Origin of the sequence: Nonomuraea rhodomycinica, assembly GCF_013363995.1 — a bacterium.
GTDB classification, from domain to species: domain Bacteria; phylum Actinomycetota; class Actinomycetes; order Streptosporangiales; family Streptosporangiaceae; genus Nonomuraea; species Nonomuraea rhodomycinica.
Genome location: NZ_JABWGO010000005.1, coordinates 319,205 through 333,874, shown reverse-complemented (window position 1 = coordinate 333,874; position 14,670 = coordinate 319,205). Strand labels below are relative to the sequence as shown.

Here is a 14,670-nt window from a genome sequence, read left to right as displayed (position 1 = left end):
GGTGTCTGGCCCAGTCTCGCGCCGTTCGGCCCGATTCCCCGCCGCTCGTCATCGCGGTGCCGTTGCAGCTGGTCCCTTTCGAGCACGCGCCTGCGAAGGAGTCAGCCGGTGACGGCCGGGTTGGCGGCGAGGATGTGGTCGGCGGCCTGCCGGAGGCGGGGCAGGAAGCGGGTGACCTCCTCGCCGCGCCGCCGCAGGTCGGCGGTGGTGGTGATGCCGAGGTCCCCGAGCGCGGCCTGGAACGCGGGCAGGCGGGAGCGGTGGAGCGAGGGCGCGTCGGCCGCCAGGATCGCGTGACACCGGGCGAACGTCGCGATGATCCAGAACACGGCCTCGCGGTGGTCGCCGCGCTCCACGAGCTCCAGGCTGCCGCCGATCGCGATGGGGCGGGCCGCCGGGGTGATGTCGCCACTGAACGGGAACGGCGTCGTCGCGACGCCCGCCGCCAGGTCGAACGTCCCGGCCAGCTCGCCCACGTGGTGCCGGACGCGTTCGGCGGACAGGCCGGAGCAGCCGAGGAGGTCCAGCAGCTCCGGGTAGCGGCCGGACAGCCCGTAGGAGTCCAGGACGTCGCGCGCCGCCGGATAGCGCAGCCGTACGGTCGGGTTGCGCAGGGCGGCGACAAGCAGCACATGGGTGGTGACCCCGGCCGCGAACAGCCAGGTCATGACCTGCTCGTGGAACGCGCGGTCCCCGGGGGCCGCGAGCGTCGCGAGGCGCGTCTCGATCCTGCGCATGGCGTCCTCGCACCGGCGGCGCACCCAGGGCCGGGCGGCGAAGCGCGCCCCCACGTGCTCCTGGACGGCGCGCAGGCGGCCGGTCGGGTCGTCGATCACCGTGTCCGTCCGGAACGCGCCGGCCAGATGGTACGACGCCAGCACCTCGTCCGGCGACCGGAGGGCGGACCACGGGAGATGGCTGACCTCCAGCAGGACGCCCTGGTAGCGCAGCTTGCCGGGTTTCGTCCCCGGGGTGTCCGTGACCACGAAGAGGTCCAGGTCCGAGGACGGCGGCAGCTCGGCGTCGTCCGGCAGGCCCACCGTGGAGCCGGTGACGTACGCGCCGCGATATCCGGGATCGCGGCGCGCGTGCTCGGACACCCAGCGCGCCGCGGCCTCGCGCGCGGCTCCCAGTCTCACCATGCCGTCCATCATGACGCCGCCCCGGGGAAGCTGTGCTGCCGGAAAGCCGTACTCCCGGGAAGCCGTACTTGCGGGAAGGCCGCGCCCCTCGGGGATGGGGGGCCTCCGGGTGTCGGGGCCCCTCGGGTGTGGCGCCAGTGGGGGCCGGCTGTCCGGTGAAGCCGTGCCCGCCGGACGGGAAGGCCCTCAGAGGGAGACCGGCATCAGCCTTCCCGTGTGGACGTCGTAGATCGCGCCGCCCACCGGCATGTCCTTGGGCAGGAACGGCGAGGTACGGATCCGGGTGAGGTCGTGGCGCAGCGCCGCGTCCTGGTCGGGGACCGTGTGGAACTCCAGGCTGCGCGTGTCCACCCCGTGCAGTTGCGTGAGGTCGTGCACGTCGCCGTCCGTCACCTTGGCCATGCCGCAGTCCGTGTGCGGCATCACCAGCACGCGCTCCACGCCCAGCAGGTACACGGCCAGGACGAGAGTGCGCAGGACGTCGTCGGTGATGCGGGCGCCTGCGTTGCGCAGGATCTTCGCGTCACCCGCCTCCAGGCCCAGCAGTCCGAGCGGGTCGATGCGGGAGTCCATGCAGGTGACCACCGCGAGCCCGCGGGCCGCGCGGCCGGTCAGGCCCGAGTTGGCGAATCCCTTGACGTACTCCGCGTTTCCGGCAATCAAGTCGTCGAACGCACTCATGGTGAGATAGTGCCCCATGCCGTCTTGAGGAACGCGCCCGGGGTCCCGACAGGCGAGAGTTGGTCAAGGTCCCACCATCGGCCGTCACGATGGGTGATGATGTCGTAGCCCTAAGTGTGAGTAGCCGAAGAAGGTTGTCGTGAGTAGGTCCGAATCCCTCGCCGCGTACTTCCGCGCCCAGGCGCGACGCCGTCTCGACCGGGTGGAGTCCAACGACGCCGGCCGCAACGCGCGGTCCGCGCTGGCGCTCCTCGACGCCGCCGCCTACGCGGCCGCCCTCCCGGACGACGATCCGCTCATCGAACGGCTGGCCGAGGCCGGGTGCTTCGGCGGCGACGGGTTCGATCCCGGGCCGGAGGGCACCCGGCTGGTGCGGCTGTGGGAGGGCGGCGAGCCCCGCGAACTGATCCTCGCCCTGCCCTCCGTCGCGGCGACCACGGCGTAGCGCCTCCAGCGTCCAGGAGCGGGCCCAGGCCGACACGGCCCCGGCGTCCGGGCCGACACGCCGGCCCCGGCGTCCGGGCCGACACGCCGGCCCCGGCGTCCGGGCCGGGACCGGCGTGACAGGGCCCGGCGTCGTGTGGCGTCAGGCGCCGCGCTCGTCCGGTGGGAGACGGCGCAGCCGGGCGTTGGCCAGATGCGGCGGCGTGTGGTCCACGTCGCCCGGGTTGAGGTCGGTCCCCGGCGGCACCAGCTCGTCGATCCGGTCCAGGACACCGTCGTCGAGCCGTAGGTCCGCCGCCGCCAGCAGGTCGTCGAGCTGCTCGGCCGTACGCGGCCCGATGATCACCGAGGTGATCGCCGGGTGGCTCAGCACGAACGCCAGCGCCACGTGCGACAACGGGCGGCCCACCTCGTCGGCCAGCTTGACCAGGTCCTCGATCACCTCCGCCTTGCGGGCGTTGCCGGGCAGCGACAGGTCGAACTTGTGCGAGATCATGCCGCGGAACTCGTTGAGCTCCATCCGGTCGCGGCGGAACCTGCCGGTCAGCCAGCCGCTGTTGAGGGGGCTCCAGGTGAGCACGCCCATCCCGTACCTCTGGGCGGCCGGCAGGACGGCCTTCTCGACGCCGCGTACGAAGATCGAGTACGGGGGCTGCTCGGTGCGGAACGGCACGTGACCGCGGCGCTCGGCCACCCAGCGGGCCTCGACGATCTCGTCGGCCCCGAAGTCGGAGCAGCCGATCGCCATGACCTTGCCCTCGCGGACGAGGTCCGACAGGACCGACAGGGTCTCGTCGAGGTCGGTCGCCGGGTCGGGCCGGTGGATCTGGTAGAGGTCGATGCGGTCGGTGCCGAGGCGGCGCAGGCTGTCCTCGACCGCCTGCCGGATCCAGCGGCGCGAGTTGCCGCTCCGGTTAGGGTCGTCGCCCATCGGGAAGTGCACCTTGGTCGCCAGGACCACCTGGTCGCGGCGCGCGCGGACGGCCTTGCCGACGATCTCCTCCGACTCGCCCGCCGAGTACATGTCGGCCGTGTCCACGAAGTTGACGCCCGCGTCGAGGGCCTTGCCGATCAGTCTGGCGGCGTCGTCGTGGTCGGGGTTGCCCCACGCGCCCAGCATCATCGTGCCGAGGCAGTACCGGCTCACGGAGATCCCGGTGCGGCCCAGCGTGGCTCTGCGCATGCGTTCTCACCTCCATGGAAGGGTCCTCTGCCGCTACGAGTCCACCACACCGCGGGAGACCGGCGGTGTGTGGGGAGGCGTCGCCTGGGTAGTCCCGCCGTCGGAACGCTCTGGGAGGTTTGTGGTGAAGGGCATCGCGGAATTCCGCACGATCGTCCTGGACTGCGCGAATCCGCGCATGCTGGGCGAGTTCTACGCGGGAGTGCTCGGCTGGTCGCTGGACGACCGGGACGACGACTGGGTGGTCGTCACCGACGGCGGCTCGCCGAAGCGGCTGGCGTTCCAGCGGGTCGAGGACTACCGGCCGCCGATCTGGCCCCGCTCCGAGCGTCCCCAGCAGTTCCACCTCGACCTGACCGTGCGCGACATGGAGCAGGCGGAGAAGGCGGTCATCGAGCTGGGCGCCACCAAGCACGACCACCAGCCGAGCGAGGAGGACACCTTCCGCGTCTTCCTCGACCCGGCGGGGCACCCGTTCTGCCTCTGCCGCGACGTCCCCGACGACTGACCGCCCGCCGCCACCGACCCGGCCGGTCCCCGACGACCGGCGACCCCGTCGAGCACCACCGACCGACCGGCCCCGGCGGCCGGTCCACCGAGCAGCCGGACGTCCAGGACGCCCAGGAACGAGCCAGGGGCCCCCGCCCTGGAACTCCGGTGAAGGAGGGGCCGGGCCTCCCGCGGGAGGCCCGGCCCCTCGCCGCATCCCGCTCAGCAGCGAGAGATCGGCAGGCAGAGATCAGCAGGCAGGGGCTGGCAGGGTGGGCTCAGCGGCCCGGGGCTCAGCGGCCCCGGGCTCAGCGGGCCGCCTGGGCCAGCAGGCTCACCGCCTGCCGTACCCGGCCCGCCGCCAGCTCCTGGTCCGCGCGGGCCGTCAGGTCGGGCCGCCGGCCCGTCGCCTGCGCCACGTCCCGCGCCACCGACGCCAGCGTGTCGTCCTGCCGGTACGTGTCCGTGGACGACCGTTCGAGCAGCGCCGCCGCGGCCTCCAGCGCGCCCAGCACGACGCGGGAGTCACGCACCGTCCCGTCGGCGTCCCAATTGCGCTCCGGCAGCGCGACGGTCAGCGCCGCCGCCGCGCCCTTCGCCGCGGCGTCGCCGCCCGCCAGCCGCTCGCGCAGCGCCTTGAGCCGGTCGCGGCCCGGGTCGGTCCGCAGGCCCCACCCGTACGGGAACAGCGGGTCGTACGCCGCGTCACCCACGTTGATCGGCAGCTGCGCGGCCGTGCGGAACCAGGTGAAGGGCAGCCGGCCGGTGTACGGCACGGCCCCGAACAGCGGGTCCGCCACGCCCGCGCCCTCCGTGCCGGGCAGCCACGACGCGACGAGCGCCGTGACGCGCGACAGGTCGCCGAGGACCATCGGCCGGCCCGACACCACCAGCACCACGCACTTCATCGCCCCGCACACCCGGTCCACCGCGGCCCGGTCGGCGGCCGAGAGGTCCAGCGTGCGGCCGGCGCGGCCCACGTCGCCGAACCCCTCCGCGTACGGCGTCTCGCCCACCACCACGACGCCCACGTCGTGCCCGGCGAGCGGCGCCGAGGCGTCGCGGGACCAGGTGACCGACGCGGCGCGCGAGCGGATGGCCGACAGGATCGTCGTGCCCGTCGTGATCGGCCCGGAGGATCCCTGCCAGGTGATCGTCCAGCCGCCCGACTGGTTGCCGAGGTCGTCGGCGTTCGACCCGGCCACGTACACCTTGGCGTCGCGGCGCAGCGGCAGCAGGCCGCCGTCGTTCTTCAGCAGCACCTGCGAGCGGGCCGCCGCCGTGCGCGCCACCGCGCGGTGCGCGGCCGAGCCGACGTCCGGCAGGCCCGACCGGTCCGCGTACGGGTGCTCGAACAGGCCGAGCCGGAACTTCTGGGTGAGGATCCGCGCCACGGCGTCGTCCACGCGGCTCATCGGCACCCGGCCGGCCTCCACCTCGGCCTTCAGCGTGCTCTCGAACTCCGCGTACGCGTACGGAACCATGATCATGTCCAGGCCGGCGTTGATCGAGGTGCGCACGTCGCTCGGGTAGTCGCCGGGGATCTGGTCGATCGCCTGCCAGTCGCTGATCACGAACCCCTTGAAGCCGAGCCGTCCCTTGAGCACGTCGGTGATCAGCTCGTGGTGGGCGTGCATCTTGGTCGGTCCCTGGCCGAGGTCCACGCTGGAGAACGACGGCATGACCGCGCCCACGCCCCGCCGGACCGCCGCCGCGAACGGCGCCAGGTGGACGGACTCCAGCTCCTGCCGGCTCACCCGGGTGACGCCCTGGTCGATCGTGTAGTCGCCGGAGGTGGAGGAGCCGTAGACGGTGCCGCCGTCGCCGACGTAGTGCTTGGCCGTGGCCAGGACGCCGTTCTTCTGCAGCCCGTCGATGATCGTGGTCATCCGGGACACCAGGGCGGGGTCCTCGCCGAAGGACTCGTAGGCCCGGCCCCAGCGGTCGTCGCGCGACACGCACAGGCACGGCGCGAAGTCCCACGGGACGCCCGTCGCCTTCACCTCCCGGGCGGTGATCTCGCCGGCCTGCTCGACGAGGCCGGGGTCGCGGGTGGCGCCGAGGCCGGCGTTGTGCGGGAAGATCGTCGCCCCGGCCACGTTGTTGTGGCCGTGGACGGCGTCCACGCCGTAGAGGAGCGGGATCTGCAGGCGGGTGCGCCGCGTCTGGAGCTGGAAGCCGTCCACCATGTCGGCCCACGCCTTCGGCGTGTTGGGCGTCGGGGTGGAGCCGCCGCCGGACAGCAGGGAGCCGAGCAGGCGGGTGGCGATGTCGCCCGGCGCGGCCAGCGCCTGCCGCTCGGCCTGCGTCATCTGGCCGACCTTCTCCTCCAGCGTCATGCGGCCGAGCAGGTCGGCGACGCGTTGCCGGACGGGCTTGCGGGCGTCGAGGTACGGCAGCCCGTGCGCGTCGATCACGACGACCGGCGCCTCGGCCGGCGGACGCACACCCTCGCCGGACAGCGTGATCGGGATGGTCTCGGCGGCCTCCGGCGCCCGGTCGGCCAGCGTCCTGACGGTGAACGACCTTGCCGCGCCGGAGGCGGTGCCCGCCGGGAAGGTGAGCGTGCCCTCGGCCGGGGTGTAGTCCTCGCCGGGCGTGGCGGTGCCGGCGCCCGTGCGGTAGTCCACCTTGAGGTCCGCGGGGAGCGGGGCGCCGGTGGCGGTGGCGATGGAGACGCTCACCTCCACGGAGCCCTTCTCGGCGACCGGGTACACCGGGTGGTCGGTCGCCAGCCGTACCGGGCGTGGGGGAGCCGTGCCGTACACCTGGACGTCGTCCCACAGGAGCGTGCCGGAGGCGGCGGGCAGGCGCATGGAGTAGCCCCACATGGCGACCAGGTCCAGCTCGCCGTCCGCCGGCGCGCCGCCGGGCTGGTAGTCGGCGCGGCGTACGAAGTCCGCGAACGGCGTGCGGACCTGCCGCCAGCCGGCCGTGTCGTCGGTGAAGGACGACTCGAACAGCTCGGAGGAGCCCGCGGCGGAGCCGCCGTCCTTGACCTCGAAGAAGACCCGCTGCCCGGATCCGGTGCCCTTGACCCAGAACGAGAAGCCCTCGTAGCCGGACCAGTCCTGGGTGGCGGCCAGGTCGTGGGTCCAGCCGCCCCACTGGCTGACGGCGTAGACGGCCTTGAGCGCGCGGTTGCCGGCGGGCGCGCCGGGGCGGTCCGCGGCGGGCTCGACGGTCAGGGCCGGGGTGGACGGGCCGTCGTTGCCCCAGGCGCCGACGCCCGGGGGGAGCCCGTCGGTCTCGAAGTCGGTGACGGTGACGGGGCCGGCCAGGTACGCGGCCGTCGCCGTGGCGGCCGCGCCGGACGCGCCGGCGGCGGCCACAGCTGATGGGGCGGCGGCCACGGCGGGTGGGCCGGCGGCGGCCACGGCCATGGCGGCCACGAGGGCGAGGGCCGCCCGTAACGGGGATCTGGCTCGGAACACGGTACCTCCCAGGAGAGAGCGCTCTCTCCGGAGAGATCGGGCATGGCGCGCATTTCATAACAGGTGCGCTCAAAAACCGTCCACGTCACCGGTCGAGCCAGGCCGGAAAGGCAGCACCGGCGCGCCACATCACGAGAGGCGAGGCGGAACGGCCGCACCGGCGCGCCACATCACGAGAGGCGAGGCGGGACGGCCGCACCGGCGCGCCACCTCACGCACGGCGAGGCGGGACGGGGAAGCGCGCTCATGCGCGCGGACCCCGCCCCGCCTGGCGCTGACGTCCGGAGCTAGTGCCCCGGACCGGAGCCGTTGCTCGACGGCGGCGTGTCGGCCACCTCCGAGGCGTCCATGGCCACCGTGCCCTCCAGCGGCACCGAGCCGTCCGGGGCCACCGCGGCGGCCGAGGCGGCCGTCACCGGGCCGCCCGCGCCCAGCGCGCCGCCGACCGCGCCGATCGTGTGCGTGAGGCGGTCGCCCGAGCCGTCGCGGCGGCCGAGCTCCTCGGGCAGCGGCACCGGCTTGCCCGAGGTGGACACCGCCTTGGCGGGCGCCGGGCCGGCCCAGGCCAGCAGCAGCACGTCCTCGCCCTTCAGGAACCGCTGCGCCCGTACGCCGCCCGTGGCGCGGCCCTTGGGCGGGAACTCGGCGTAGTCGGACACCTTGCCGCCGCCCACCTGCGTGCCGGGCAGGGCGGTGGACGACCCGGCCACGGTCACGACGCGGGACTCGCGCGCCGGGTCCACCACGCCGAAGAAGATCACCCGGGCCGAGCCGTCGAGCCGGATGCCGGTCATGCCGCCCGCGGGCCGTCCCTGCGGGCGCACCTGCGACGCCTGGTAGCGCAGGAGCTGGGCGTCGGAGGTGATGAACACGAGGTCGTGCTCCTCCGACTCCAGCTCGGCCGCGCCGACCACGGTGTCGCCGTCCTTCAGGGTGATCACCTCGAAGTCGTCGCGGTTGGCCGGGTAGTCGGGCACCACCCGCTTGACGACGCCCTGCGCCGTGCCGAGCGCCAGCCCGGGGCCGTCGGGGTCGAGGGCGCCGAGGCCCACCACGCTCTCGCCGCTCTCCAGCGTCACGAACTCCGACACCGGGTGGCCGCCGGACAGCGACGGCGGCGAGGCGGTGGGCGGCAGGATGGGCAGGTCGACCACCTGGACCCGGATGAGCCGGCCCAGGGACGTCACGATCCCGATCTCGCCGCGCGCGGACGTGCGCACGACCGAGACGAGGACGTCGTGCGAGGACCGGTCGCCCTCGCCGGACAGGGGGGAGGCGTCGGTGGTGCGGGCCAGCAGCCCGGTGGACGACAGCAGCGCCAGGCACGGCTCGTCGGCCACCTGGAGCTCCACCGTGGCCGCGCGGGGGGCGCCCGACGACTCCAGCAGCACGGTGCGGCGCGGCGTGCCGTACTTCTTGGCCACCTCGGCCAGCTCCGCCGAGACGACCTGGCGCAGCCGCGCGTCGGACGACAGGATGCCGGTCAGCTCGGCGATCTCCTCGGTCAGCCGCTCCTTCTCGCTGTCGAGCTCCAGCTTGTCGTAGCGGGTCAGCCGGCGCAGCGGCGTGTCCAGGATGTACGCGGCCTGGACGTCGGTCAGGTCGAAGACCTCCATGAGGCGGCTGCGCGCCTGCGCGGAGTCGTCGGAGGAGCGGATGACCTGGATGACCTCGTCGATGTTGAGCAGCGCGACGATGAGGCCGTCGACCAGGTGCAGGCGCTCCTCGCGCTTGCGGCGGCGGAACTCGGAGCGGCGGCGCACGACCTCCAGGCGGTGGTCGACGTAGACGCTCAGCAGCTCGCGCAGGCCGAGGGTGCGCGGCTCGCCGTCGACCAGGGCGACGTTGTTGATGCCGAACGTCTCCTCCATCGGCGTGAGCCGGTAGAGCTCCTCCAGCACCGCCTCGGGGATGAAGCCGTTCTTGATCTCGATGACCAGGCGCAGGCCCTTGTGCCGGTCGGTGAGGTCCTTGAGGTCGGCGATGCCCTGGAGCTTCTTGGCGTTGACCAGCTCCTTGATCTTGGCGACGACGCGCTCGGGGCCGACGTTGTAGGGCAGCTCGGTGACGACGATGCCCTTGCGGCGCGGGGTGATCTGCTCGACGACGCACTTGGCGCGCATGCGGAAGGTGCCGCGCCCGCTCTCGTAGGCGTCGCGGATGCCCTGCAGGCCGATGATCGTGCCGCCCGTCGGCAGGTCGGGACCCGGGACGAACCGCATGAGGTCGTCGAGCGTCGCGTCGGGCTTCTTGATCAGGTGGCGGGCGGCGGCCACGACCTCGGTGAGGTTGTGCGGCGCCATGTTGGTGGCCATGCCGACGGCGATGCCGGTCGTGCCGTTGACCAGGAGGTTGGGGAACGCCGACGGCATGACCGTGGGCTCGGTCTCCTGGCCGTCGTAGTTGGGCTTGAAGTCGACGGTGTCCTCGTCGAGCGACTCGACCATGAGCATCGCGGCCGGCGCGAGGCGGGCCTCGGTGTAGCGCATGGCGGCCGGCAGGTCGTCGGGCGAGCCGAAGTTGCCGTGGCCGTCGACGAGGGGCAGGCGCATGGAGAACGGCTGCGCCAGCCGGACCACCGCGTCGTAGATCGCGGTGTCGCCGTGGGGGTGGAGCTTGCCCATGACGTCGCCCACGACGCGCGAGGACTTGACGTGCCCGCGGTCGGGGCGCAGGCCCATCTCGCTCATCGAGTAGAGGATGCGCCGCTGCACCGGCTTGAGGCCGTCGCGGGCGTCGGGCAGCGCCCGCTGGTAGATGACCGAGTAGGCGTACTCGAGGAAGCTGGTGCGCATCTCCGAGGACACGTCGATGTCGACGATCCGCTCCTCGAAGTCCTCAGGCGGGGGTGCAGTCGTGCGTCGGGCCATCTTGATGCTGCGCGGCTACCTCGGCCGTCGCGCCGAGGGGGAAGCGCATCCTCCTGTCCTTGTGCTGTAACCGTAGCCGTCGGCTCGGTGGAGATGGGCCGGATCGGCGGGTGCGGCGCCGACGCGGGCCGGCCCGGTCGCGGTGCGACGGCCGGCGGCCCGTACGGCGGTGGGGGCGGGGGCGTGGTGCGCCCCTGGAGATGATGGCACAGGCGCCTCCCGGCACCGGATCGCTGAAGCCTGCTGTCCGCACGCATCGTACCAACCGCCACGACGACTTTTAGCATACGTGTTCGAGTGGCATGGGTGGGTCCTCGCGGAGTGGACTTGACCAAGCAATTGCTTGGGCGTTACGTTCCGGAAAGGGATAACCCTCGTCTCCGGAGGCGTCATGATCGAGTTTCATCCCGTCACCCGGCACATCGGCGCCGAGGTGACCGGCGTGGACCTGCGCAAGCCGTTGTCCCAGGAAGAGGTCGCGACCCTCCGCGAGGGCTGGCTCAGGCACCTGGTGCTGTTCTTCCGCGACCAGCCCATCGACGACGAGCAGCATCTGCAGTTCGCGCTCAACTTCGGCACGCTCAACCACCCCGCGTTCAAGAAGGACGGCGCCAGCCCCATCCACGTGCTCGATCAGACCGACCCCAAGGGCGAGGGCGGCGACGAGTGGCACAGCGACAACACCTTCGAGCCGACCCCGCCCATGGGCTCGCTGCTGCGCTGCGTGCAGCTGCCCAGCGTCGGCGGCGACACGCTGTGGGCGAACACCTATCTGGCGTACGAGACGCTCTCGCCCTCGATCCAGCGGCTGTGCGACGAGCTGACCGCCGTGCACGACATCACCATGTCGATGAAGAAGGCCATCTCCAAGGGGCACCCGTTCGACCTGAAGGAGGTCCAGGCCAAGTGGCCGCCGATCGAGCGGCCCGTGGTCCGCGTCCACCCCGAGACGGGACGCAAGGCGCTGTTCGTCAACCGCTCCTCCACCACGCGCCTGGTCGGCCTCACCGACCGCGAGAACGAGGCCCTGCTGCCGCTGCTGATCGACCACATCCGCTCGCCCGAGTACCAGGTGCGGCTGCGCTGGCGCCCCGGCACGCTGGCCTTCTGGGACAACCGCCCCACCCAGCACTACGCGGTGGCCGACTACACCGAGCGCCGGCGGATGCACCGGGTGACCATCAACGCCTTCCCCGAGCACGCCGACCGGTAGGCCGGGGAGCGCGGAGCCGGGGCGCGCGCCGGCGAAAACGTCGGGGAAACCTGGTAACAAGGAGCACATGACTGAAGCCCCCGACGCGGCGATGCTGCGCGAAGAGGCCGAGGAGCGGCTGCGCGCGCTGGCCGGCGAGCACGCCAGGCTCCGCGACGACCAGTGGTCCGCCATCGAGGCGCTGGTCCTCGACCGGCGGCGGGTCCTCGTGGTGCAGCGCACCGGCTGGGGCAAGTCGGCCGTCTACTTCGTGGCCACCGCGCTGCTGCGCGAGCTCGGCGAGGGCCCGACCGTCATCGTCTCGCCCCTGCTCGCCCTCATGCGCAACCAGATCGCCGCCGCCGAGCGGGCCGGCATCAGGGCCGCCACCATCAACTCCGCCAACCCCGAGGCGTGGGAGGAGATCTACGGCCAGGTCGCCGACGGCCTGGTCGACGTGCTGCTGGTCAGCCCCGAGCGGCTCAACAACCCCGACTTCCGCGACAACGTGCTGCCCGAGCTGGCCGAGAGCGCCGGCCTGGTCGTGGTGGACGAGGCCCACTGCATCTCCGACTGGGGCCACGACTTCCGGCCCGACTACCGCCGCCTGGCCACGCTGTTCGAGGAGCTGCCGCCCGGCGTCCCGATCCTCGCCACCACGGCCACGGCCAACGCCCGCGTCACCCGCGACGTCGCCGACCAGCTCGGCCACGACACCCTGGTGCTGCGCGGGCCGCTGGAGCGCGAGAGCCTCCACCTGGGCGTCGTGCGCCTGCCGACGGCCGAGCAGCGCCTCGCCTGGCTGACCCAGACGCTGCACGAGCTGCCCGGCTCCGGCATCGTCTACACCCTCACCGTGGCCGCCGCCCACGAGATCGCCGACCACCTGCGCGAGCAGGGCCACGAGGTGGCCGCCTACTCCGGCCAGACCGACCCCGCCGAGCGGCTGCAGGCCGAGGAGGCCCTGCTCGGCAACAAGATCAAGGCCCTGGTCGCCACCAGCGCCCTCGGCATGGGCTTCGACAAGCCCGACCTCGGCTTCGTCGTCCACGTCGGCGCCCCGCAGTCGCCCGTGGCCTACTACCAGCAGGTCGGCCGGGCCGGGCGCGGCGTCGAGCGGGCCGAGGTGATCCTGCTGCCCGGCGCCGAGGACCGCGACATCTGGTCCTACTTCACCTCGCTCGCCTTCCCGCCCGAGCCGGTCGTCCGGGCCACGCTCGCCGCGCTGGAGGAGCGCGGCACCCTGTCCACGCCCGCCCTGGAGACCATCGTCGACCTCGGCCGCAGCCGCCTGGAGATGATGCTCAAGGTCCTCGACGTCGACGGCGCCGTCCGCCGGGTCAAGGGCGGCTGGCAGGCCACCGGCGAGCCGTGGGCGTACGACAGCGAGCGCTACTCCCGCATCGCCGCCGAGCGCCGCGCCGAGCAGGAGGCCATGCTCGGCTACCTCACCACCACCGAGTGCCGCGAGCAGTACCTCCGCCGCCAGCTCGACGACGACACCGCCCGGCCGTGCGGCCGGTGCGACAACTGCACGGGCCGGCACCGCTCGCCCGAGATCGCCGCCCCCGCCGTCGAGAGCGCCCGCGCCCGGCTGGCCAGGCCGGGCGTCACGGTCGAGGCGCGGCGCCAGTGGCCGACCGGCCTCGACGACCTGTCCGGCCGGATCAAGCCGGAGCTCGGCGCCGAGCCGGGCCGGGCGCTCGGCCGCCTCACCGACATCGGCTGGGGCAACCGCCTGCGCGACCTGCTGGCCGGCCCCGACGGGCCGCTGCCCGACGACATGTTCCGCGCCGTGACCCAGGTGCTGGCCGCGTGGGACTGGCGGGAACGGCCGGTCGCGGTGGTCAGCGTGCCCTCCGCGAGCCGGCCGCTGCTCGTGCGCGGGTTCGCCGAACGGCTGGCCCAGGTCGGGCGGCTGACCTACCTCGGGGAGCTGGGCTACCGCTCGGGGCCGCCGGGCCGCCAGTTCAACAGCGCCCAGCGCGTACGCGCGGTCCGGGCCACGCTGGCCATGCCCCGCGACCTCGGCGCGGCGGTGGCCCAGTGCGGCGGCCCCGTGCTGCTGGTGGACGACCAGGTCGACACGGGCTGGACGATGACGCTCGCCGCGGCCCTCGTCCGCCACGCGGGCGCCCCGGCCGTGCTGCCCCTCGTCCTGGCCACCACGTCCTGACCAGAGCGGGTCACTAGCCCGTCCCCCCGGGCCTCCGCCTCCGCGCCGTCACAGGAGACCCCACCGCTCCGGTCAGAGCGGTGGGGTCGGGAAGGGGCCCGCGCTAGAGCCGGGGGCGGGCGCCCAGATGCATGATCGCCTTGGCGGCGAGGCGGCAGCCCGCGGCCAGCGCCTCGGCCGGCGGCTTGTTGTCCAGCCACGACGGCAGGAACCCGGCGCAGAAGGCGTCGCCCGCGCCCGTGCCGTCGACGATGCGCTCGACCGGCTCGGCCGGCACGTGGACCGGGTCGGCGCTGCCGTTGCCGAACCACAGCGCCCCGTCGGCGTTCAGCTTGATGACGACCTGCGGGAAGAACGCCGTCAGCACCTTGGCCGCGGCCTCCGGCTCGTCGCGGCCGGTCAGCACCTTGGCCTGGTCGATGTTGGCGAACAGCAGCTTGGCGCCGCTCGTCCACTCCAGGAACGGCTCGGCGCCCGTGCGCTCCAGCGGCGCGGACGAGGCGCAGTCGACCGAGATCGACATGCCGGAGCGGCGGGCCATGTCGAGCGCCGCGAAGCCGGCGTCGCGGGAGCCCTCGTTGATCAGTGTGTAGCCCGACAGGTGGAGGTGGCCGCCGCCGTTGAACAGGTCACGCGGGAGGTCCTCGGGCGAGAGGGCGGCGTTGGCGCCGGGGTCGGACAGCATCGTGCGCTCGCCCTTGTGCGTGACGAGCACGACGCAGGTGCCGGTCGGCCGCTCGGGGTCCATGACCAGCCGCGCGTCGACGCCGTAGCCCATGAGCTCCATGTCGCGGTTGCGGCCGGTGATGTCGGCGCCGCGGCGGCCGATGAACGCCACGTCCGCGTTCTCGACCGCGAGCCAGGAGGCGATGTTGGCCCCAGAGCCGCCACCGTGCATGGTCACGATCGCCGGGGTGTCGCTCGCCCGGGCGAGCGCATAACGGGCGCGCGCGACCGCGTCGGTCATGAGATCGCCCACCACGACGACCCGCGTCATGATGTCACCACCTTGCTGCCTTCAGAACGAGCCGGCCACGGCAAAACGCCACCGCAAAACTA

General features: G+C 73.3%; 10 protein-coding genes. 4 read left to right on the top strand and 6 right to left on the bottom strand.

Annotation, left to right across the window (positions count from 1 at the left end; genetic code table 11):
- Positions 1-101: 101 nt before the first annotated feature.
- Together HT134_RS23045 and HT134_RS23040 are read right to left on the bottom strand one after the other, a co-directional pair.
- A complete protein-coding gene (locus HT134_RS23045) occupies positions 102-1,142 on the bottom strand; it encodes a hypothetical protein (protein WP_217708214.1) in 1,041 nt (346 codons plus the stop codon).
- Between the two features lie 186 nt (positions 1,143-1,328).
- A complete protein-coding gene (locus HT134_RS23040) occupies positions 1,329-1,823 on the bottom strand; it encodes a beta-class carbonic anhydrase (protein WP_175602509.1) in 495 nt (164 codons plus the stop codon).
- 139 nt (positions 1,824-1,962) lie between these two features.
- On the opposite strand from HT134_RS23040, the gene HT134_RS23035 reads away from it, so the two are divergent.
- Positions 1,963-2,268, top strand: coding sequence for a hypothetical protein (locus HT134_RS23035; protein WP_175602508.1), 306 nt, complete (start codon positions 1,963-1,965; stop codon positions 2,266-2,268).
- A 141-nt stretch (positions 2,269-2,409) separates the two neighbouring features.
- On the opposite strand, the gene HT134_RS23030 is transcribed toward HT134_RS23035, so the two are convergent.
- Positions 2,410-3,450, bottom strand: a complete 1,041-nt coding sequence (locus HT134_RS23030) for an aldo/keto reductase (RefSeq protein WP_175602507.1) — start codon at positions 3,448-3,450, stop codon at positions 2,410-2,412.
- Positions 3,451-3,574: 124 nt separating this feature from the next.
- On the opposite strand from HT134_RS23030, the gene HT134_RS45870 reads away from it, so the two are divergent.
- Positions 3,575-3,958: a VOC family protein gene (locus HT134_RS45870; RefSeq protein ID WP_312888343.1), complete on the top strand. Its 384-nt coding sequence runs from the start codon at positions 3,575-3,577 to the stop codon at positions 3,956-3,958.
- A gap of 289 nt (positions 3,959-4,247) precedes the next feature.
- Here the strand turns inward: HT134_RS45870 and HT134_RS23020 are convergent, their stop codons facing one another.
- The gene (locus HT134_RS23020; protein WP_312888342.1) at positions 4,248-7,373 is read right to left on the bottom strand and encodes a glycoside hydrolase family 3 N-terminal domain-containing protein; all 3,126 of its coding nucleotides are present in this window, start codon (positions 7,371-7,373) and stop codon (positions 4,248-4,250) included.
- A 287-nt stretch (positions 7,374-7,660) separates the two neighbouring features.
- Entirely contained in the window at positions 7,661-10,243 is a 2,583-nt protein-coding gene (locus HT134_RS23015) for a DNA gyrase/topoisomerase IV subunit A (RefSeq protein WP_175602505.1), read from the bottom strand.
- A 391-nt stretch (positions 10,244-10,634) separates the two neighbouring features.
- On the opposite strand from HT134_RS23015, the gene HT134_RS23010 reads away from it, so the two are divergent.
- Positions 10,635-11,456 (top strand): TauD/TfdA dioxygenase family protein, encoded by an 822-nt coding sequence (locus HT134_RS23010; protein ID WP_175602504.1) that lies wholly within the window; start codon positions 10,635-10,637, stop codon positions 11,454-11,456.
- A gap of 67 nt (positions 11,457-11,523) precedes the next feature.
- A complete protein-coding gene (locus HT134_RS23005; RefSeq protein WP_246365000.1) occupies positions 11,524-13,611 on the top strand; it encodes a RecQ family ATP-dependent DNA helicase in 2,088 nt (695 codons plus the stop codon).
- 103 nt (positions 13,612-13,714) lie between these two features.
- On the opposite strand, the gene HT134_RS23000 is transcribed toward HT134_RS23005, so the two are convergent.
- Complete coding sequence (locus HT134_RS23000) at positions 13,715-14,608, bottom strand: carbohydrate kinase family protein (protein WP_175602503.1); 894 nt, start codon at positions 14,606-14,608, stop codon at positions 13,715-13,717.
- Between the last annotated feature and the right edge of the window lie 62 nt (positions 14,609-14,670).

Coding starts and splice junctions, on each gene's coding strand:
- HT134_RS23045 (WP_217708214.1), bottom strand. CDS start 1,142: ATGGTGAGACTGGGAGCCGCGCGCGAGGCCGCGGCGCGCTGGGTGTCC.
- HT134_RS23040 (WP_175602509.1), bottom strand. CDS start 1,823: ATGAGTGCGTTCGACGACTTGATTGCCGGAAACGCGGAGTACGTCAAG.
- HT134_RS23030 (WP_175602507.1), bottom strand. CDS start 3,450: ATGCGCAGAGCCACGCTGGGCCGCACCGGGATCTCCGTGAGCCGGTAC.
- HT134_RS23015 (WP_175602505.1), bottom strand. CDS start 10,243: ATGGCCCGACGCACGACTGCACCCCCGCCTGAGGACTTCGAGGAGCGG.
- HT134_RS23010 (WP_175602504.1), top strand. CDS start 10,635: ATGATCGAGTTTCATCCCGTCACCCGGCACATCGGCGCCGAGGTGACC.
- HT134_RS23005 (WP_246365000.1), top strand. CDS start 11,524: ATGACTGAAGCCCCCGACGCGGCGATGCTGCGCGAAGAGGCCGAGGAG.
- HT134_RS23000 (WP_175602503.1), bottom strand. CDS start 14,608: ATGACGCGGGTCGTCGTGGTGGGCGATCTCATGACCGACGCGGTCGCG.